The organism is Rothia sp. HMSC061C12 (assembly GCF_001815755.1).
GTDB classification, from domain to species: Bacteria; Actinomycetota; Actinomycetes; order Actinomycetales; family Micrococcaceae; genus Rothia; species Rothia mucilaginosa.
This window is the reverse complement of the sequence record NZ_KV821875.1, coordinates 268,527-288,113: the sequence shown is the minus strand read 5'-3', so window position 1 is coordinate 288,113 and position 19,587 is coordinate 268,527. Positions and strand designations below refer to the sequence as shown.

The following is a 19,587-nucleotide window of genomic DNA, read 5'->3' as shown; positions in this document are numbered from 1 at the left end:
CCGCAACTAGGACAGGGTGAATATTTACCCGTAAATAAAATTCCTTCACCATGAGTAGACCGTAAAAATACGCAGAAGAAAGAACTGTCTCAGACCGGCGTGACCTCGGGGCTCGCGAAGAATATTCACTCGGGGAAAGAGCGTGCGAACAATAGTCCAAAAGCCCCTAAAAGCACGTCATAAGTATGCGTAGTGCTTGATAAACAGGTATCTTAGATTATGACTATATCCATCACGGGAGGGGCTTTTTGTGCCCACCCGTGCGGATTGCGGCGCGACTGAGAACCCTCGGATGTGTCCAATCTGGTAGGTGAATACCGCCCTCGCAGAAGCGGCGGTGCGCCGTGATAATACAGGAGAAAACATTGACCGCTGACCTCGTAGTAGTCGGTTCGGGCCTCTTTGGTCTGACCATCGCAGAACAGGCTGCCACTGAGCTGGGCCTGAAGGTTGCCCTGCTGGACCGCCGTTCCCACATCGGTGGTAACGCATACAGCGAGAAGGAGAAGCAGACCGGTATTGAGGTGCACCGCTACGGTGCGCACCTGTTCCACACCTCCAACGAGCGTGTCTGGGAGTACGTGAACCGTTTCACCGAGTTCACCAACTACGTACACCGCGTGTACACCCGCCACAACGGCATCGTGTACCCCATGCCGATTAACCTGGGTACCATCAACCAGTTCTTCAACGCAGCTTACTCTCCCGCAGAGGCAAAGGCGCTCATCGCTGAGCAGGCTGGCGAGCTGGCTGGTACCGACCCGCAGAACCTGAACGATAAGGGTATCTCCCTGATTGGTCGCCCCCTGTACGAGGCGTTCATCAAGCACTACACCGCTAAGCAGTGGCAGACCCCGCCGGAAGAGCTGCCCGCATCCATCATTTCCCGCCTGCCGGTTCGCTACAACTACGACAACCGCTACTTCAACGACAAGTACGAGGGTCTGCCCGTTGACGGCTACGCAGCATGGCTGGAGCGTATGGCGGCGCACCCGAACATTGAGGTGCACCTGAACACTGACTTCTTCGAGCCCGGTCACCAGTACTCTCGCGAGAACGTCCTGGGTCAGATTCCCGTGGTCTACACCGGCCCGGTTGACCGCTACTTCGACTACGCTGAGGGCGACCTGTCCTGGCGTACCATCGACCTGGAAGAAGAAGTTCTGCCGATTGAGGACTTCCAGGGTTGCTCCGTGATGAACTACCCGGATGCTGATGTTCCCTTCACCCGCATCCACGAGTTCCGTCACTTCCACCCCGAGCGTGACTACACCAAGGACGCAACCGTCATCATGCGCGAGTACTCTCGCTTCGCGAACAAGGGCGACGAGCCGTACTACCCGGTCAACACCTCCGTGGACCGTGAGAAGCTGCTGGCGTACCGCGACCTGGCTAAGGGTGAGAACAACGTGCTGTTCGGTGGCCGCCTGGGTACCTACAAGTACCTGGATATGCACATGGCTATCGGCGCTGCACTGTCCATGTTCGACAACAAGATCCGCCCGCACTTCGCTGACGGTGCGAAGATCGAGTCCGGTGGTGTTGACGCTTAACTATGGCTGATAAGACTTTGAAGAACCTGCAGCGGGTTATTTTCCCGAGTGCGGTTGAGACTGACGTTGTGCCCCTGTACGTGGACGCGAGTGTCGCGACCGGCGTTCAGCTACCCACCCGTATTGACGGCGATGCTTCGACCTCCATTGCGGAGGCGATGAACACCTCCGGTCAGTCTGTTTCGAGCGCCAGCGCAAACCGTGATGCCGCTAATAACCTGAACAGCCGCCGTTCCATTACCGTGAGCGCGGGTCAGAGCCTGTCTTTCGGTACCTACTTCAACGCGTTCCCCGCCTCGTACTGGCGCCGTTGGACTGACCTGAAGAAGGTCACTCTGAGCGTTCAGACTCGCGGTGAGGGCATGGTCATTGTGTACAAGTCCAATGGCCGTGGCGTGATTCAGCGCGTGGATGCGAAGCTGCTCTCCGGCGAGGAGACCAACACCTTCACCCTGCCCCTGGCACCGTTTGGTGACGGCGGCTGGTACTGGTTCGACCTGGCTGGCACCACTGACCTTGAGCTGATTGAGGCGAACTGGCTGGGCGATATTGAGCCCCGCGCTGATGTGAAGGCTGGTCAGGCGACCGTGCAGATTACCACCATGAACAAGGTGGAGTACTGCATCAACAACATTCGTGCTCTGGGTGAGAGCCCCGAGATTTTCGATGCTGTGCACGAGTTCCTGATTGTGGATCAGGGTACCCAGAAGGTGCAGGACCACGAGGACTTTGAAGAGGTCGTGAAGCCTCTCTCAGGTAAGTTCCGCATCATTAACCAGGGTAACCTGGGCGGTTCCGGTGGCTTCTCGCGCGGCATGTTCGAGGCTGTCAACAACGGCTCCGATTACGTGCTGCTGCTCGATGACGACGTCATCGTGGAGCCCGAGTCGATCCTGCGTATGGTGACCTTCGCGAACTACTGCAAGGAACCCACCATCGTGGGCGCGCACATGTTCGACATGTTCGACCGCTCGGTCCTGCACGCGTTCGGTGAGGTTGTTGACCCGTGGCGTAACTTCTACGCTAAGCCGCACGAAGACATGGCGATGGGCCACAACCTGGGCCACCACAACCTGCGTAACACCCCGTGGCTGCACCGCCGCGTGGACGTGGACTACAACGGCTGGTGGATGTGCCTCATCCCGACCGCCGTCATCAAGGAAATCGGTCTGTCCCTGCCCCTGTTCCTGAAGTGGGATGACGCTGAGTATGGTCTGCGCGCTAAGGCTGCAGGCTTCGCTACCGTCTCCTTCCCCGGTGCGGGCGTGTGGCACGTGTCCTGGACCGATAAGGACGACTCCGTCGGCTGGCAGGCGTACTACCACGAGCGCAACCGCCTCATTACCGCACTGCTGCACTCGCCCTTCGATAAGGGCGGCCGCGTGCTGCTGGAGTCCCTGTTCTTGGATGTCAAGCACACCCTGTCCATGCAGTACTACACTGAGGCTGGCCGCCTGATGGCACTGGAGGATCTGCTCTCCGGCCCCGATCACCTGCACCCCTCGCTCTCGCAGCGTCTGCCGGTGATTCGTGCGATGGCTAAGGAGTACCCGGAGTCTCAGGTGAAGCCGAATGTGGATGACTTCCCGGCTATTCAGACGAAGAAGCCTCCGTTCCGTGGCCGCCGCTCCTTCGCGTCTCCCGGTTACAAGAAGCTTGCTTCCTGGACCGCGAAGACTGTTGCTCGTCAGCTGTTCAAGCCGGTGAGCGAAGAGGCAAAGGCTCACCCGCAGATTCAGCTGAACTACGGCGAGACCAACTGGTGGACCCTGTCGAAGTTCGATTCGGCTCTGGCGACTAACGCTGAGGGTACCGGCCTGTTCTGGTACCGCCGCGATCCCGAGCAGCTGAAGTCGAAGCTGGCACAGGCTGCTAAGCTGCACGTCCAGCTGGTGACCGGCTGGGAGAAGCTGCGTGAGCAGTACCGTTCGAAGGCGGCCGAGGTTGCATCCTACGATGCATGGGCTAAGACCTTCGCTGAGCATACGGATTCTGAGCTGACCCGATGAGCGATCTGAAGTCTGTTCCCCTGAAGGCGCCCGGTCGCGGCCGCGGCATCCTGGATGCGATGAAGAATCGCTACCTGCTTCGACTTCTGGTCGATAAGGAAATCCAGGTCCGCTACCGCGGCTCGGTGCTGGGTATTCTGTGGTCCTACATTAAGCCGGGTGTGCAGTTCCTGGTGTTCTACATTGCCATGGGTCTTTTCCTTGGTCTGGAACGCGGTATGCACAACTACGCTGTGTATCTTTTCTCGGGCATGATTGCCATTAACTTCTTCTCGGAGGGTTTTGGTAATGGTGCTCGCGCCATGGTGGTTAACAGCGCTCTGATTCGCAAGATTTATCTGCCGCGTGAGCTGTTCTCGCTGTCTACGGTGTGGGTGGCTCTGGTGCATTTTGTGCCGCAGATTGTGGTCATGCTCCTGGCATGCTTTGCGGTGGGCTGGCATCCGTCCTTGTTGGCTTTTGAGTCGATTCTGGCGGGCATGCTCATTGTGATGCTGCTGTCCTACGGTCTGGGTCTGATTTTCGGTGTGGCTAACGTGTTCTTCCGAGATTCGGAGAACATTGTGGACATGCTGCTGATGGTGGCTACCTGGTTCGCTCCGGTGCTGTACTCCTGGACCATGGTGCGTGACACTCTCTACCCGTGGGTGTTCAACGTGTTCATGATGAACCCGCTGACCGTTGCGGTGGAGCTGTTCCACTATGGCTTCTGGCATCCGACGCTCCGTCCTGAGGATTTGGCGCTTCCTGCTTCGCAGGTGGTTCCGCATCTCTTCAGCTTCTGGACTCCGATTGCCATTGGTATTTCTCTGCTGACCGTTTTGATTGGTGATTTGCTCTTCCGTAAGTTTGAGGGCAACTTCGCCCAGGAGCTCTGATTCTGTGGATATTAAGAAGCTTGAGTTCCCTCCGGTGAGCCCGGACGCTCCCGTGGTGATTCACGTGGAGAACCTGGTGAAGCGCTTCGTTCTGCGCCACACCCGTTCGATGAAGGAAGCTTTTGTTTGGCTGATTAAGGGCCGCAAGGGTGATCTTTCGGAGAAGTTCAATGCGCTCAACGGCGTGAGCCTGGATATTCGTCAGGGTGAGCGTGTGGCTCTGCTGGGTCTGAACGGCTCGGGTAAGTCTACGCTGCTGAAGATGATTTCTGGCGTGATGCGCGCTGATGAGGGTGAGGTTCTCACTCGCGGCAATATTGCGGGTCTGATTGAGGTGGGCGCTGGTTTCCACCCGGATCTGACCGGCCGCGATAATGTGTACCTCAACGGCGCTATCTTGGGTATGACCAAGGAAGAGATTGAGGCTTCCTTCGATTCGATTGTGGATTTCGCTGAGATTCACGACTTTATCGATACCGAGGTGAAGTTCTACTCTTCGGGTATGTACCTGCGTCTGGCGTTTTCGGTTGCGGTTCACACGAACCCGGATATCTTCCTGGTGGATGAGATCCTTGCGGTGGGCGATGAGCCTTTCCAGAAGAAGTGTATTGCGAAGATTCAGGAGCTGTGCTCTGCCGGTAAGACTCTTGCCGTGGTGAGCCACGACCTGGATTTGGTTTCTAAGATTTGTGACCGCGGCGTGGTGCTGGAGCACGGTAACCTGCGTTTTGACGGTCCGATTAAGGAAGCTGTGAAGGTGATTCGCGGCGGTGACTAATCGCTAGATGATTGCTTGTGATGGGGCGTGTATTCCCGATGGGGGAGTGCACGCCCCTTTGCTGTGCCCGAATATTGTTGCTTCGGGATGGGGTGCGAGGCTTCAAGATGGCGGCGGCAGGCTCTTTAAGACGAAATGTTACGCGTGCACCGAGTGCAATATATCTACGGTCGGCGGTGAGGGGTTTGAAGGGTGTGCGGGTGGCTGTTCTGTGAGTCACAGCTGACTAGGTGTTTTGAATTTTGATGCACGTTAGGTAACGATGTGTGCGATTCTATGCATCAAAAATACTCAAATACTATACTCGTAAATATTAAGGGGTGTTTTATTACATTTTGATAAATTTGATGCTTTGACGCTAGGGTGATGGTGGCATTGATGTATCAATGCTTCACCGTATTCCACACAACCACACCACACACAGCATCGGATCATTTCAATGGAGAACACCGTACTGGATACCCGGGCGGAGCATCTTACTCTGCTCGAGGAGAATATCCGTGAGGCAATGCGCCACCGCAGCCTGGACCCGCACGAGGACCAGCACGCGGTGCGTGGGCTCATTGACGAGCACCTGAACGATTACGAACAGCGACGCACCCGCATCTCCCTGCCCGATTTGGGCGACCGCGAATCCGTGATTCAACGCCTGCACGATGAAATCTGCGGCTTCGGCGTAATTCAGCCGTTCCTTGATGATGAGAGCGTTGAAGAAATCTGGATCAACTCTCCCGACGAAATTTTTATCGCCCGCAATGGCGAGAGCGAGCTGACCGGCCTGCACCTGAGCGCCGAGGCGATCAATAGCCTTCTGGAGCGTATGCTCAAGCCTTCGGGCCGCCGTGTGGACCTTTCCTCCCCGTTCGTTGATGCATCCCTGCCGGACGGCTCCCGATTGCACGCGGTGATTCCGGATATTACCCGCAAGCACACGAGCATCAATATCCGTAAGTTCGTGGTGCGTGCCCGCCGCCTGCCCGACCTGGTGCGCATGAACTCGCTGAGTGCCGGCGCGGCGTCCCTGCTACACGCGGCGGTGGAGAGCGGCATGAACATCCTCGTCTCGGGTGCAACCCAGGCGGGTAAGACCACGATGCTGAACTGCCTGTCGGCATCTATTCCGCCGCGTGAGCGCGTGATTACCTGCGAAGAAATTTTTGAGCTAGCGGTTCCGCTGCGCGATGTGGTGGGTCTGCAGTGCCGCCAGCCGAACCTTGAGGGCACCGGCGCGATTGAGCTACGCCGCCTGGTCAAGGAGGCTCTGCGTATGCGCCCGGACCGCATCCTCATTGGTGAGGTGCGTGAGGCGGAGTCCCTGGATATGCTCATTGCGCTCAACGCGGGTCTGCCGGGCATGTGCACGATTCACGCGAACTCGGCACGTGACGCGGTGACCAAGATTTGCACCCTGCCGCTGTTGGCAGGCGAGAATATTTCCTCGGCGTTCGTGGTGCCGACCGTGGCGTCCTGCTTTGACATTGTGGTGCATTGCGGCCGTGATTCGCGCGGTCAGCGTCAGGTCGAAGAGATCAGCATGCTGGGTGGTCGCGTTGAGGACGGTGTGATTGAGATGTCCCCGCTGTTTGTGCGCCGTGATGGCCGGATGGTGTGCGTGGCGTTGGAGCTACCGAATCCGGACCGTTGGGTTCGTGCCGGTCACCGCCCCGAGCAGGTGCTGGCTGCGGCGAAGGCGGGTCAGTAATGCCTCTGTTTCTGAGCCTGATTTTGGGGTTGGGCGTCTGCCTGATTTACCTCTCTTGCTTTCCTGATAACGGCAAGCCGCCGAAGCCGAGTAATGACCCGGCGCTGGTGATTGCGTTGCGTAAGGCGGGCATGCATTCGTTGACGCCTCGCACGTTCATGTGGGTGAGCGTTGCCAGCGGTGTGACTGCCTCAGTGTTGTTGCTGATGGTTACTCAGCTTCTGCCGTTGGGTCTGTTGGGCCTGATTGGTGGTTTTGTGGCGCCTCGCGTGATTGTGAATCATCGTGCCCGCGCGGCGGATGCCCGTATCTGGCAGTTGTGGCCGGATGCGGTGGACCACCTGCGTTCGGCGATTCGTGCGGGTTTGTCGCTGCCGGAGGCGCTGATTCAGCTCTCGTACCGCGGCCCGGAAGAGCTGCGTGATGCCTTCGCCCATTTCTCGCGTGATTACCGTGCGTCGGGTGAGTTTGTGCCGTCGCTGAACCGTTTGAAGGAGTACCTCTCTGACCCGGTGGCGGACACCATTATTGAGGCGTTGAAGATTGCCCGCGAGGTGGGCGGTTCGGACCTGGGTAAGCTGCTGGGCACGCTGAGCGATTTTCTGCGTGAGAATGCGCGTACCCGTTCGGAGCTTCTGGCTCGCCAGTCGTGGACTGTGAATGCGGCTCGCCTCTCCTGCGTGGCGCCCTGGTTTGTGCTGTGTCTGATGGCGACTCAGCCTGCCGCGCGTATGGTGTATAACTCCTTTGCCGGTGCGATGCTGATGATTGCCGGTGCCGCTATTTCTTTGGCGGCGTACCGTCTGATGCTGCGTATTGGTGAGTTGCCGCGTGAACGGAGGGTTTTCGGGTGAACCTGCCTCTGATTTTTGGTCTGCTGTTGGCGGCCGGCGTGGGTCTGATTCTTTCGTCGGTACTGAATACTCGCAGTATTTCGTTTTCTGATCGTGTGGCGTCGCAGCTGCGCGGTGAGACTCTGCGTGAGTCGCTGTTGAAGGAGCAGGACCGCCGTGAGCCGAGCCTGCTGGAGGCGATTTCGGCGTTCTGCGCGCCGCTTCTGCGTTCGTTGTCTTCGTCGCTGAGCGGCTCGTCGTTGAGTGATAGTTCGGTGCAGGAGCGTCTGCGTCGTGCTGGCTCTTCGCAGAGTGTGAGCGCGTTTCGTGCTGAGCAGCTGCTGTGGGCTCTTGCCGGTGTGACCGTCATGAGTGCCCTGACCGTTATCGGTGTGGTGCAGGAGCGTTTCTCTATCCTGGTGGCTCTTGTGCTGGTGCTGGTGAGTGGTTTGAGCGGCTTTCTGGCGCGTGACTGGTGGCTGGGTGAGGCGGTGACTAAGCGTGAGAAGCAACTGGTTGCTGAGTTCCCGGCGCTGGCGGAGATGATGGCTCTGTCGGTAACGGCGGGCGAGTCGGCGCTGGCGGCTTTGGAGCGTATCTGTTTGACCTCTCGCGGCGAGTTGGCTCGTGAGTTTTCTGAGATTTTGGCGCAGACCCGCACCGGCGTTTCGCTGCTGAGTGCGTTGCAGGAGTTTGCGGAGCGTACTCGCGTTCCGGCGTTGAGTCGCTTCGTTGAGGGTATCGCCGTGGCGATTGAGCGCGGCACCCCACTAGCCGATGTGTTGCGTGCGCAGGCTCAGGATGTGCGCGATAACGCTAAGCGTGAGCTGATGGAAACAGCCGGTAAGAAAGAGATTGCGATGCTCGCCCCGGTGGTGTTTTTCATCCTGCCGCTGACCGTGATTTTCGCGGTATTCCCCGGCCTGTCGCTCATGCGTTTGAACTTTTAGATTTTGCGGCGGGTACACACCGTACCGGCTGCACCGCGGTGGGCTGGGCTGATTGCCCGGCGTGCCGCACCAACCACACACTACACCCTTTGATAAGGAGAAAATCATGTTCCGTCGTTTCCGCACCACCCTCACCGTGCTGATTGCCCTGGCTATCGCATCCGTGCTGGCTCTGCGCCTGAAGAACAAGCAGGACGACCCCGAGCGCGGCGACGTGCCCGGCTGGGTCATGATCACCATGATGAGCGCCGTGCTGGTTGCCGCTATCCTGGCGATTGCTCAGCCCGCTCTGACCAAGATGTTCAACGACGCGATTGCTCTGGTTCACCAGTAATGCGTGAGCCCCGCATCGCTTCTGAGCTGACTGCCGCTGAGCTTTCCTCCGCGGAATATTCTGTGGAGGATAGCGAGCGCGGTGACGCCAGCACGGAATTCGTCATGGTTGGTGCCCTGCTGGTGTTGCTGACCATGGCGATTCTGCAGGTTTCTTTCGCCCTGTATGCACGAACGATGTTGGTGGATGCTGCGGCGGCTGGGGCACGTTACGGTACGATGCGTGACCGCACTCCGCAGGAGGGCATGGAGCGTACCCGTCAGATGATTGAGGGGGTTCTTCCGTCCTCGTACGCTGAGAACATTTCGTACCGTCAGAGTAGTGATTCTACGGGTGTGCGCACTTTGGAGGTGACGGTGAAGTCTCCGTTGCCGGTGCTGGGTCCGTGGGGTTTTCCGGATTCTATTGAGGTGAAGGGGCATGCGATTTATGCGGAGCATCGTTCCGGTGATTAGTGGCTTTTCGCTTCGGCAACGGGTGAAGGCTCGCCTGAAGAACCGGTCTGACCAGTCTCTTTCTGATCGGCCTCTTTCTGAGCAACACGGCTCTGAAGAGGGTAGCGCCATTGTGGAGTTCCTGGGCCTGGGTATTACCCTGCTCATCCCGGTGCTCTACGGTATTCTGACGATTTTTAGCCTGCAGTCTTCGGTGATGGCGGCTCATGCTGCGAGTGCCCAGGTGGTGCTGTACGTGCAGGAGCAGCCGCAGGATTCGTCGGTGGGCCCTGATCTGGCGAAGCGTCTGGCGGCGCATGCCGCCGCGGATTACGGGGTTGACCCGTCCGATGTGAGCGTGTCGTTGAACTGTTCGTCGGGGGAGTGCGTCTCGGGTACGAAGGCGTACGCCACGGTCACGGTTCAGGCGCGCCTGCCGCTGTTGCCTTCGTTTATGGGTGGCGGCGTGATTCCGGTGAGTTCTCACGCGACGAGTTGGGGGTCTGGTCATGCTGATTCCTAATGGTTTGCTGGCTCGTGCCAACATGAAGATTCGAGCCCGTGCGCAGAGCCGGGCGCTCGCCGCTGACCCGATCGCCTCAGACCGCCTCGCCGCTGACCCGGTCGCCTCAGACCCGGAAGAGGGCAGCATTGCCCCGCTGATTGTGGGCATGCTGGCGTTGCTGTTGCTCATCGGTTCGGTGACTGTGGCGATTACGGGCGCGTATCTGCAGACTCAGCATCTGCAGGATGTGGCGGACGCTCAGGCGAACTCGATTACCCGCACGATGCGCACTCCGGATGAGGCGAGTGGTTCGGCGGCGTGGGAGTATGCGAGTGCGTACTTGGCTGAGGTTCAGCCGGGGCAGGATTTTCAGGCGTTGCGTCTGGAGAATGTGTCCGTGGATTCTGATCAGAGCGTGCACGTGTACCTGTCGGCTCGTATTCGTCCGCCGCTGCTGTCGATTCTGGTGCCTGATGGTATTGAGGTGACCGCTCATGGTTCGTCGCGTTTGAAGACGAGCCAGGGCCCGTCCACCGATTAGTGCGTCCATCAACGGCGCACGGGCATAACGGCGCACGGGCGTATCGGCTCACCCGCTTATTGGCGTGTTGTGAGCCCCATAGACTGCGAGGGTGCATCCGCAAGGTAGTGTAACGGCTAGCGGATGCGCCCTCGTTTTGCATTCTTTTACATTTTCGTTCCGCGGCTTCTGCCCTCTAACCACCCTGTCCTTCTGCGCTGTGGGCTGTTGCGGGCTGTAACGGCGGGACTTTCTGGCAGTTTCGCGATAGTGTTAAAAGCTATGGCATCCTTCGACTTTTCTGCTGAGATTAAAGAGCTTCGCGCGATCTTCGACTCTATTGCTGCTGTGAGCGATATTGAGGGGATTGAGCGCGCCATTGAGGACCTGTCTGCGCAGGCTGCCGCACCCGATTTGTGGGATGACGTGGAGAACGCGCAGAAGGTCACGAGCGCACTGTCGTATAAGCAGTCAGAGCTGAACCGTTTGCGTTCGCTGTCTTCTCGCATTGATGATGTTGAGGTGATGGTGGAGCTTGCCGAAGCGGAGGATGAGGAGACTGCCGCCGAGCTGCTCGCTGATGCTGAACGTGAGTGCGGTGAGATCCGCGCCAAGCTGGAAGAGCTTGAGGTGCTGGTGCTGCTGTCGGGTGAGTACGATCAGCGTGAGGCTGTGGTGACAATCCGTTCGGGCGCCGGCGGCGTGGATGCTGCTGATTTCGCGGAGATGCTGCTGCGCATGTACCTGCGTTGGGCGGAGAAGAACGGCTACCCGACGAAGGTTCTGGACACCTCCTACGCTGAGGAGGCGGGCCTGAAATCTGTGACCTTTGAGGTCAACGCACCGTACGCTTTTGGTCGTCTGTCGGTGGAGGCGGGTACTCACCGTCTGGTGCGTATTTCGCCGTTCGATAATCAGGGCCGCCGCCAGACCTCGTTTGCGGCGGTTGAGGTGATTCCTCTGATTGAGCAGACGGATGCTATTGAGATTCCCGAGTCTGAGATTAAGGTGGATGTGTTCCGCTCCTCGGGCCCGGGTGGTCAGTCGGTGAATACGACGGATTCGGCGGTGCGTATGACTCACTTGCCGACCGGTATTGTGGTGTCGATGCAGAATGAGAAGTCGCAGTTGCAGAACCGTGCGGCGGCTTTGCGTGTGCTGCAGTCTCGCCTGTTGCTGTTGCGTAAGGAGCAGGAGGACGCGAAGAAGAAGGAGCTTGCCGGTGATATTAAGGCAAGCTGGGGCGATCAGATGCGCTCCTATGTTCTGCATCCGTACCAGATGGTGAAGGATCTGCGTACCGGCTATGAGGAGGGTAATACCTCTAATGTTTTGGATGGCGGTTTGAACGCCTTTATTGATGCTGGTATTCGCTGGCGTGCTTCGGGGCGCGCGGCTGAAGAGAGCTAAGACGTATAAGGATTGAGTGATGGCTCAGAAAAAGAAGAAAGACGCGAAGAAGGACCCGAATAACGCGATTATTGCCCAGAATAAGAAGGCTCGCCACAACTACAACATTGTGGATACCTATGAGGCGGGTATTGTTCTGCTGGGTACTGAGGTGAAGTCTCTGCGTGATGGTGGGGCGTCCATTGTGGATGGTTTCTGCCAGGTGACCGATAACGAGTTGTGGCTCGAGGGTATTCATATTGCGGAGTATGGTTACGGTACGTGGACGAACCATGCGGCTCGTCGTCGCCGTAAGCTACTGCTGCATCGTTCTGAGATTAATAAGTTGGCGCAGAAGCTGAAGGAGACCGGTTACACGGTGGTTCCGTTGAAGCTGTACTTCTCGAATGGTCGTGCGAAGGTTGAGATTGCTTTGGCGACCGGTAAGCGTGAGTACGATAAGCGTCAGGCTTTGCGTGAGCGTCAGGATGACCTGGAGGCGCGCCGCGCGATGCGTTACCGCAACCTCGGCTAGGGCTGAGGCAACGGCGGGGAGCTAATTATCCGGTCCCTATCAGCTGGTCCCTATCTCGTTGGGGTCTGCGGCTGGGGCCCGGGTGCGGTTCCTCGCGTATAATGGTTGAAAATTCGCGGTGTACCGTGAGCACCATACATTTTTGAGGAGACACATGTCTGAGAACCCGAACTACCAGCAGAACCCGGGCGAGTTCATCCCCGCACCGCAGCAGGCACCGGCATACAACATGCAGGGTGGTTACCCCGGCTACCAGCCGACCCCGAGCTCGGCTCTGGCGATTGCTTCGCTGATTCTGGGTATTATTGGTCTGCTCACTGGCTTGATGTTTTTTGGTGCTGTTCTGGGCCTGGTCGGCGTGATCCTGGGTATTGTTGCTCTGGTGAAGGTGAAGAACGGTACCGCATCCGGTAAGGGCATGGCGATTGGTGGTATTGTTACCGGCGCGCTGGGCATGATTGCTGCTGCTGCTATGATGGTGCTCGGCATTGTTCTCGCGAGCCAGTGCGTTGAGAACGCGGTGCAGGATTCGAACGGTAACTACGTGTGCACCATGGCCGGTCAGACCATGACCCTGACTCCCGAGGACTACGACGCTGCCCGCCGCTAAGCCGCGTTGAGCATATAGAGACGTGAAGGGACCGAATAGTGTTGAACTATTCGGTCCCTTGCTCTGTTTCTGCGCTGATTCTGCCCGATTGGTGGATTCTGGGGGATGATTCTGGAATCTTGGACTTCATAGATGACCCAAATGGCGGCTTATTTATATAATGGAACCGAACTCAGCGCGCAATGGTGCGTTGGGCGAGTATAAATTGTTCGCTGCAACTGTGAAGGAAAGAACGACGGATGTCTGAGAATAACTACGGAAACAACCAGGGGAACGCACAGAACCCCTACGCTGCTCAGCAGCCTAATTCTTCCGCCCAGAGCTCGTACGGTCAGGATTACGGCCAGGCTCCTTCGGCACAGAACACCTACGGCCAGGATTACGGTCAGAGCGCATCCGCTCAGAACACCTACGGCCAGGCACAGCAACAGAACGCTACTCCGCAGAACTCGGCCCAGCAGAACCAGTACGGTCAGTTCGGTGCGCAGTCTTCTTCGCAGAATGCTTACGGCCAGAACGCAGCTCAGGGTACCTCCGCCCAGGGCGCTGCGACTCAGAACACCTACGGTCAGGCTCAGCAGCAGTACGGCTATGGTCAGGACGCTTCCTACCAGGCGCAGCCCGCTCAGCAGAACCAGTACGGTTACGGCCAGGAGGCTTCCTACCAGGCGCAGCCCGCTGACTACAACTACCAGCAGAACTCTTACCAGCAGCAGCCCCAGCAGGATGCTTACGGTTACGGCCAGCCCGCGGGTTACCCGTATGCGGCTCCCGTGACGAAGAAGGCTCCCGGCATGGCGCTGGCTGCGATGATCCTCGGTATTGCGGCTGTGCTGACCGGTTTCCTCGTATTTGGTATTCTGCTGGGTATTGCCGCGATTATTCTGGGTGCGCTGTCCCTGAAGAAGACTAAGGAAGTTGGCGCGGGTAAGGCATTCGCGCTGACCGGTATTATCACCGGTGCGGTGTCTGTCCTGATTTCGATTTGCATGCTTTTCGTATACATTTCTTTCTTCCAGACCGCTGAGAAATGCCTTGAGGTTGGTACCGAGGACGGTCACGGTAACGTGGTCTGCCAGATTGGTGACAACCCGAACAACCGCATGACTGTTCCGGCTCACCGCTAAGGTTTGACCGCCTAATTTTGACTGCCTAATTTTGGCTACCCGGTGCGGTACGCGAACGGGGTGGGGCTCCCAGATGATCTGGGGAGCCTCACCCTGTTTTTTATGCGCTGTGTCAGGCTATGGTGTTGCTGCTGCGCTGATCTGTTCGCTTTATTCGCCTCTAGCGGAGGGTGTACCTGCGTGGGTGGGGGACTTGCACGCCGTTAAACATCTTAGATATACTGAATCTCTACCGTGTTTGAATGGCACCGCGGCATCAAGGTATGTCGAGGAAAACTTTCAGAAGACGGTGGGCTTTTTGATAAAAGCATAGGGGGATGATCGGTTTCGACGATGTGAGTTGAGATGGGTGAAGCGTGCCGAGGATGCAGGGTTATCTCGTTAACGCCCTCTGCAAAAAATTAAGTGCAGAATCTAAGCGCACTGACTTCGCACTCGCTGCCTAAGCGCGAGTTGCCGTCTGTCGGCCTGAGCATGCCTTTGGCTCAGTTACCGGCATCGACTTAAAAGGCCACTGCTGCTAGCCCTTGTTGCGGGGGTTAGCGGGACTTTTACGTGACTAGGTTCGTCGGTATATGTGTTTATGCAAGTACCGGAGCCGAAAAGTAGCGTTCGCATAAACTGCGCACGGAGAAGCCCCGTTGACGCCACATCGGACCGGGGTTCGATTCCCCGCATCTCCACGATCTCCCAACCGTCCGCTATCCCGTATGGGGTGCGGCGGTGATTATCGGTTCCAATCCAGAGGAAGAACCGCGGTAGGTTTCTACCACCCGGCAGGACGCCCCACGGCGTCACCTGCCGGGTATTTTTATGCCCAATTGTCGGTCTGTATTGTCGGTCTGTTCTGGGGTGTACCGGTGTGCCCGAGGGTGCTCAGGTGACCGCATTGTAATGAGAATGTCATCAGAGAATGACGACTCACATGTCGTTGATTTCGAGGGCTGATCTATCTCTCCCCATTCGTTAGAGGGTTGATATTGGGGTAGCTGGTCCTCATTCAGAGACTACCTCCCTGACGAACTCGAGGATAAAAGACACAGCTGACTCGACAAGGATGTGTGCTATTTCGATGGGGCTGTCTATGAGCGAAATGCACGCTTCGAGTACAGCACCGTCGATGTCCCGGATAGTAAGGTTTTCATCTTTGCATTGCTATGAACTTCAGCCCGATATCCGTCACCCACATGGTGATTTGGGTCTGGCTTCCCCGCTAGAAGTATTTGATATCGATAATGTTGTCAATGATGATACACTCAGGTGGTCGGACACCGATTATGGAACAGGTTCTGAGTCTTACTGAACCCAGCAGCCTACATTGTTCCTAGGGGTTCGAAATCGACCGATTTATTGACATTGGTAGCAAAGGAGTGGCGATGGCGGAGGGCCTTACCGAAGATCAGGTGCGCGACAAGGCCAGGGGAATCCTCGACTTCGAGGACAGGCCGGGGGTCGTCTCTGGCGTCGGGCAGCTCACGACGTTCAACCAGCTGGGCTTCAAGGGTGTGGCGGACAAGCCGGACGGGTGGTATCTGCCCGACAACGTGAACGACCCCGCCGTCGTGCTGGAGACCAAGGCCAGCCGTATCGTGCTCAAAACAGGCCACGTCGATGAACTGCTCAAGAACATACGCATCCTCCAGCGCAGATACAAGAACGTCGTGGGCGTGCTCTACAACGGCGACGACACGCGCGTGTTCAAGGGTCAGGAGGAGTACAAGGCACAGGGCAGCAACATCCTGCACAACGTCGAGTACTACCTCGACCTGTTCAACGCCGAGGCGATCGACAAGCAACGGATCTACGAGCTCACCTCAAGGATCAACAACTGCCTGCACTTCGAGTTCGGCGTCAAGAACCTCTACCACCGCATGATCTTCACCGCCTGCGCGCTCGTCGCCGAGCGCTACGGCGGGGGGCTGTCACGCTGCGTCGACATGGGATATGAGGCATTCCAGGCGGTGATCATCTCGACGCTTTCCAAGTCGCTGGAGGACAGCCGCAACCAAAACTTCAAGATCAACATCCTGCTGGAGGAATACTCCACCATCAAGATGAACACAACGGACAACCAGGCCGCGATCAACGCCTTCATCGGCTGGGTCGTCGAGATCTCTGAGTGCGTCAACTCCTCCGAGTGGCGAGGCGAGGACGTCATGGGCATCTTCTTCAATGAGTTCAACCGATACAAGGGGAAGTCCGAGCAGGGGCAGGTCTTCACCCCCGAGCACATCACGGACTTCATGTACCGCATCCTCGAGGTCAACCAGGACGACCGCGTGCTCGACGCCACCTGCGGGTCCGGCGGCTTCCTAGTCAAGGCGATGGCCAACATGATCCAGGAGGCCGGCGGCACCAAGACCGACAAGGCCACGCAGATCAAGCAGAGCCAGCTCTTCGGCATCGAGAACGACCGCGAGATCTACGCCCTGGCCTGCGCGAACATGCTCATCCACAAGGATGGAAAGACCAACCTCCAGCTGCTCGACGCCCGCTACGAGGATGCCGCCAAGTGGATCGCCCGCCAGGACATCACCAAAGTGCTCATGAACCCGCCCTTCGAGAAAAAGTACGGGTGCATGCAGATCGTCGAGAACGTGCTCGACAGCGTGCCCGCCCGCACCGCCTGCGCCTTCATCCTGCCCGACAAGAAGCTCGAGAAGGCGTCGAAGGCGCAGATGAGGCGCATCCTCGCCCACCACCGTCTGCGCAAGATCATCAAGCTCCCCGAGGACCTGTTCTTCAAGGTTGGCATCACGACGAGCATCTTCGTGTTCGAGACGGGCATCCCGCAGGATGGCAAGGAGATCTTCGCTTGTCACATGGAGAGCGACGGCCTCGCCACGGTCAAGAACAAGGGCCGACACGACGTGTACGGCCGATGGGCCTCCATCGAGGACCACTGGATCGACGTGGTCGAGAAGCAATCGGGCGACGACACCTGCCAGTGGGTCGATCCCACCGAGCACCTGTCCTACCAGCTCCCGCAGAAGCCCTTCGAGATCTTCGAGGAGGACTTCAAACGGACGGCCCTGAACTACCTCATGTTCCAGCAGGGCATCGACGCCAAGGAGTTCGGCGAGAAGCTCCTCGAGACGGTCATGTACTCGAGCTCGGTGAGCGCGGAGCATGGGCGAGTTCAGGTTTCTATGAATCAGGTTTCTATGAATCAGGATGGCGGTCATGATGAACTCAATTGAGACCACAAACTGGAGGACGTTCCCTCTCGTCGACGTGTTCGAAATGTCGAACACAAAGAGCATCGTGCAGAGGGACATCATTCCCGATAGCGGAACGACACCATATGTCACCGCATCTGAGAAGAACAACGGCGTATTGACGTACATCTCGTGCCCACCCGAGTGGCTCGACAAGGGCGGGTGCATCATGATCGGCGGCAAAACGCTGACTTTCACCTATCAGGAGCAGAACTTCTGCTCGAACGATAGCCACAACATCGCTCTGTACGTCAAAGGCGAGAAACAGGTCAGCGAGTGTGTACACCTGTTCCTCATCGCGGCGCTCAGGGCATCACTGCGTCAGAAATACTCCTGGTCGGACTCGATCTCGATGAAGCGAATCGTCGACGATGAGATGCAACTCCCCGCCACCTCCGACGGCAAGCCCGACTGGGACTACATGGACTCCTACATGCAGGACATCTTGGACACGAGCAAGGAAACGCTGAGCCATCTCATCAGCGTGGAAGTAAGGTGACCACCCATGAAGATTGGATACTCCCGCGTCTCAACCGCCCGCCAGGGCCAGCCGCTCGAGACCCAGCGCGAGGCGTTGCTCGACGCGGGATGCGACGCCCAGCACCTCCACAGCGACACAATCAGCGGCACCAATTGGAGCCGTCCAGTTGCCGCTGCGCTAGCTGTTGCAGCAGTGTCCTGCACTCTCACTCTTTAACCTGGGAGAGGTCCAATGCGTACGAAGAATATATTTACACTAGGATTTTTTCTCACTATTGTTCCGGTGTTCTGGGTGATTATCTCATTTGCCAGAGACGGGGAGTTCTTTAATCCAGTATCAATTCTAAGTGCAATTTTAGGAGGTCTTTTGGTCACTTTTGCAGCCAGAAGGACGATTGAGAGTGATTCAAAGTTCCCTAAGGGACCCCCTAAAGGACCTAGTGTGTAAAACATCGCTTAGAAGTTTCTAAGTGGTCAACGAGATGTGGTAGCAGTTTTAAAACTGCTGCCACATCTTGCTGTATATAAAGGTAATATATGAGTCTTTTATCTTGGTTTGGTCTTAAAACACCTGCTCCATCAGCACCACAGAACACCTGGTCTTTGACGAACACCGCGTTCCCCGCATCTCCACGATCTCCCAGCCGTCCGCTATCCCGTATGGGGTGCGGCGGTGATTATCGGTTCCAATCCAGAGGAAGAACCGCGGTAGGTTTCTACCACCCGGCAGGACGCCCCACGGCGTCACCTGCCGGGTATTTTTATGCCCAATTGTCGGTCTGTATTGTCGGTCTGTTCTGGGGTGTACCGGTGTGCCCGAGGGTGCTCAGGTGACCGCATTGTAATGAGAACGTCATCAGAGAAGACGAAAACGCACCCTATGCCGTAGTATCGAAGGGTAGATATCGTTGATCGGCGTTGATTGTTCATACAATCTCACCGGCAACATTCGAGAGCAACCACAGAGCCACCAAACGAGCCACAGAATAGCCGGTCATAGGGACGCCACCGCTACGACGCGGTAGCTACACAGCCGCTATGACGACCACTCAAGGACACACCATGGAAAACCAGATTCCCGCCCCCTCCTTCCCGGAGCAGAACAATGCAAACTCCCCGCAGCCGGTACCTGCAGGCGTAGCACCCGGCGCTCCCCTCGGCGCAGCACCCGCACCCGCCCTGGGCGTGGCACCCGCTAACGTGCGCGACCGCGACGACAGCTACCAGCGCATCCCGGACATCTACCGGGTGCCGGCTGAGCACCGCCGCCCCTACGGCGAGACCACCGGCGATTTCCGCGGCCCCGGCTACTTCTACTCCATCGGCGCGTTCGGTGCCTCCCTGGGTGCCCTGGCGCTGACCCTCTACGCGTGGGTTCAGGTCGCGGCACTCCACGCTGAGGCAAGGACCAGGTCCGGCGATTACAGCTCCTCTGCTTATAGCTCCAGCCTGAGCCTGAGCCCCAACATCATGGTGATTGCTCTGCTGCTCGTGGGCCTAATCCCGGTAGGCGTGTCTATCTGGCTCGCCATCTACTCAGCGAAGGTGAACGCCGGTCACACCACCAAGTACACCTCGAAGATGACGACCTTCAACATTCTGGCGTACATCATCTCGGGTCTGAGCCTGCTGGGTCTGCTCGGCACCCTCACCATGCTGTCCTAAACAGGCAACGCTTGCTCTCATAGCGATAACAGCGAGGCGGCGGCTTTCCATTCTCGGAAAGCCGCCG

Annotated in this window: 19 protein-coding genes and 1 other RNA gene; all 20 read left to right on the top strand. The window is 57.6% G+C overall.

The annotated features are described in order from the left end of the window. The first annotated feature begins 365 nt into the window (after positions 1-365). On the top strand, positions 366-1,553 hold the full coding sequence (glf, locus tag HMPREF3055_RS08210) for a UDP-galactopyranose mutase (protein ID WP_070738821.1): 1,188 nt from the start codon (positions 366-368) through the stop codon (positions 1,551-1,553). Positions 1,554-1,555: 2 nt separating this feature from the next. Next, positions 1,556-3,562, top strand: a complete 2,007-nt coding sequence (locus HMPREF3055_RS08205; RefSeq protein ID WP_070738820.1) for a glycosyltransferase — start codon at positions 1,556-1,558, stop codon at positions 3,560-3,562. Beyond that, complete coding sequence (locus HMPREF3055_RS08200) at positions 3,559-4,440, top strand: ABC transporter permease (RefSeq protein WP_049352622.1); 882 nt, start codon at positions 3,559-3,561, stop codon at positions 4,438-4,440. Before HMPREF3055_RS08205 ends, HMPREF3055_RS08200 begins: the two co-directional genes overlap by 4 nt. 4 nt (positions 4,441-4,444) lie before the next feature. Next, a complete protein-coding gene (locus HMPREF3055_RS08195) occupies positions 4,445-5,218 on the top strand; it encodes an ABC transporter ATP-binding protein (RefSeq protein WP_049337844.1) in 774 nt (257 codons plus the stop codon). Between the two features lie 439 nt (positions 5,219-5,657). After that, positions 5,658-6,920 carry a TadA family conjugal transfer-associated ATPase gene (locus tag HMPREF3055_RS08190; protein WP_070738819.1) on the top strand — a complete coding sequence of 421 codons (1,263 nt, stop codon included), beginning with the start codon at positions 5,658-5,660 and terminating at the stop codon, positions 6,918-6,920. Next, entirely contained in the window at positions 6,920-7,774 is an 855-nt protein-coding gene (locus tag HMPREF3055_RS08185) for a type II secretion system F family protein (RefSeq protein ID WP_070738818.1), read from the top strand. The genes HMPREF3055_RS08190 and HMPREF3055_RS08185 overlap by 1 nt, the downstream gene beginning before the upstream one ends. Further along, positions 7,771-8,703 (top strand): type II secretion system F family protein, encoded by a 933-nt coding sequence (locus HMPREF3055_RS08180; protein ID WP_070738817.1) that lies wholly within the window; start codon positions 7,771-7,773, stop codon positions 8,701-8,703. Before HMPREF3055_RS08185 ends, HMPREF3055_RS08180 begins: the two co-directional genes overlap by 4 nt. 106 nt (positions 8,704-8,809) lie before the next feature. Beyond that, on the top strand, positions 8,810-9,037 hold the full coding sequence (locus HMPREF3055_RS08175; RefSeq protein WP_005505403.1) for a hypothetical protein: 228 nt from the start codon (positions 8,810-8,812) through the stop codon (positions 9,035-9,037). Then, positions 9,037-9,492: a TadE family protein gene (locus HMPREF3055_RS08170; protein WP_070738816.1), complete on the top strand. Its 456-nt coding sequence runs from the start codon at positions 9,037-9,039 to the stop codon at positions 9,490-9,492. Before HMPREF3055_RS08175 ends, HMPREF3055_RS08170 begins: the two co-directional genes overlap by 1 nt. Continuing rightward, positions 9,458-9,994 (top strand): pilus assembly protein TadE, encoded by a 537-nt coding sequence (locus HMPREF3055_RS08165; protein WP_083318027.1) that lies wholly within the window; start codon positions 9,458-9,460, stop codon positions 9,992-9,994. Before HMPREF3055_RS08170 ends, HMPREF3055_RS08165 begins: the two co-directional genes overlap by 35 nt. Then, positions 9,981-10,517, top strand: coding sequence for a pilus assembly protein TadG-related protein (locus tag HMPREF3055_RS08160; RefSeq protein ID WP_083318026.1), 537 nt, complete (start codon positions 9,981-9,983; stop codon positions 10,515-10,517). Before HMPREF3055_RS08165 ends, HMPREF3055_RS08160 begins: the two co-directional genes overlap by 14 nt. 261 nt (positions 10,518-10,778) lie before the next feature. Next, positions 10,779-11,906, top strand: a complete 1,128-nt coding sequence (gene prfB / locus HMPREF3055_RS08155) for a peptide chain release factor 2 (protein ID WP_049362115.1) — start codon at positions 10,779-10,781, stop codon at positions 11,904-11,906. A gap of 19 nt (positions 11,907-11,925) precedes the next feature. Further along, the gene (smpB, locus tag HMPREF3055_RS08150) at positions 11,926-12,420 is read left to right on the top strand and encodes an SsrA-binding protein SmpB (protein WP_005508591.1); all 495 of its coding nucleotides are present in this window, start codon (positions 11,926-11,928) and stop codon (positions 12,418-12,420) included. A 154-nt stretch (positions 12,421-12,574) separates the two neighbouring features. Beyond that, on the top strand, positions 12,575-13,030 hold the full coding sequence (locus HMPREF3055_RS08145; RefSeq protein ID WP_049345767.1) for a DUF4190 domain-containing protein: 456 nt from the start codon (positions 12,575-12,577) through the stop codon (positions 13,028-13,030). Positions 13,031-13,269: 239 nt separating this feature from the next. Then, on the top strand, positions 13,270-14,157 hold the full coding sequence (locus tag HMPREF3055_RS08140) for a DUF4190 domain-containing protein (protein WP_049345766.1): 888 nt from the start codon (positions 13,270-13,272) through the stop codon (positions 14,155-14,157). A gap of 313 nt (positions 14,158-14,470) precedes the next feature. Continuing rightward, positions 14,471-14,843: a transfer-messenger RNA gene (ssrA, locus tag HMPREF3055_RS08135) on the top strand. 690 nt (positions 14,844-15,533) lie between these two features. Then, positions 15,534-17,357, top strand: a complete 1,824-nt coding sequence (locus HMPREF3055_RS08130) for an N-6 DNA methylase (RefSeq protein WP_070738814.1) — start codon at positions 15,534-15,536, stop codon at positions 17,355-17,357. Further along, complete coding sequence (locus HMPREF3055_RS08125) at positions 17,341-17,874, top strand: restriction endonuclease subunit S (RefSeq protein ID WP_168166576.1); 534 nt, start codon at positions 17,341-17,343, stop codon at positions 17,872-17,874. The genes HMPREF3055_RS08130 and HMPREF3055_RS08125 overlap by 17 nt, the downstream gene beginning before the upstream one ends. A gap of 6 nt (positions 17,875-17,880) precedes the next feature. Next, positions 17,881-18,072, top strand: a complete 192-nt coding sequence (locus HMPREF3055_RS09565; RefSeq protein ID WP_070738812.1) for a recombinase family protein — start codon at positions 17,881-17,883, stop codon at positions 18,070-18,072. Between the two features lie 821 nt (positions 18,073-18,893). Then, positions 18,894-19,520: a hypothetical protein gene (locus HMPREF3055_RS08115; RefSeq protein WP_246826924.1), complete on the top strand. Its 627-nt coding sequence runs from the start codon at positions 18,894-18,896 to the stop codon at positions 19,518-19,520. The last annotated feature ends 67 nt before the right edge of the window (positions 19,521-19,587 follow it).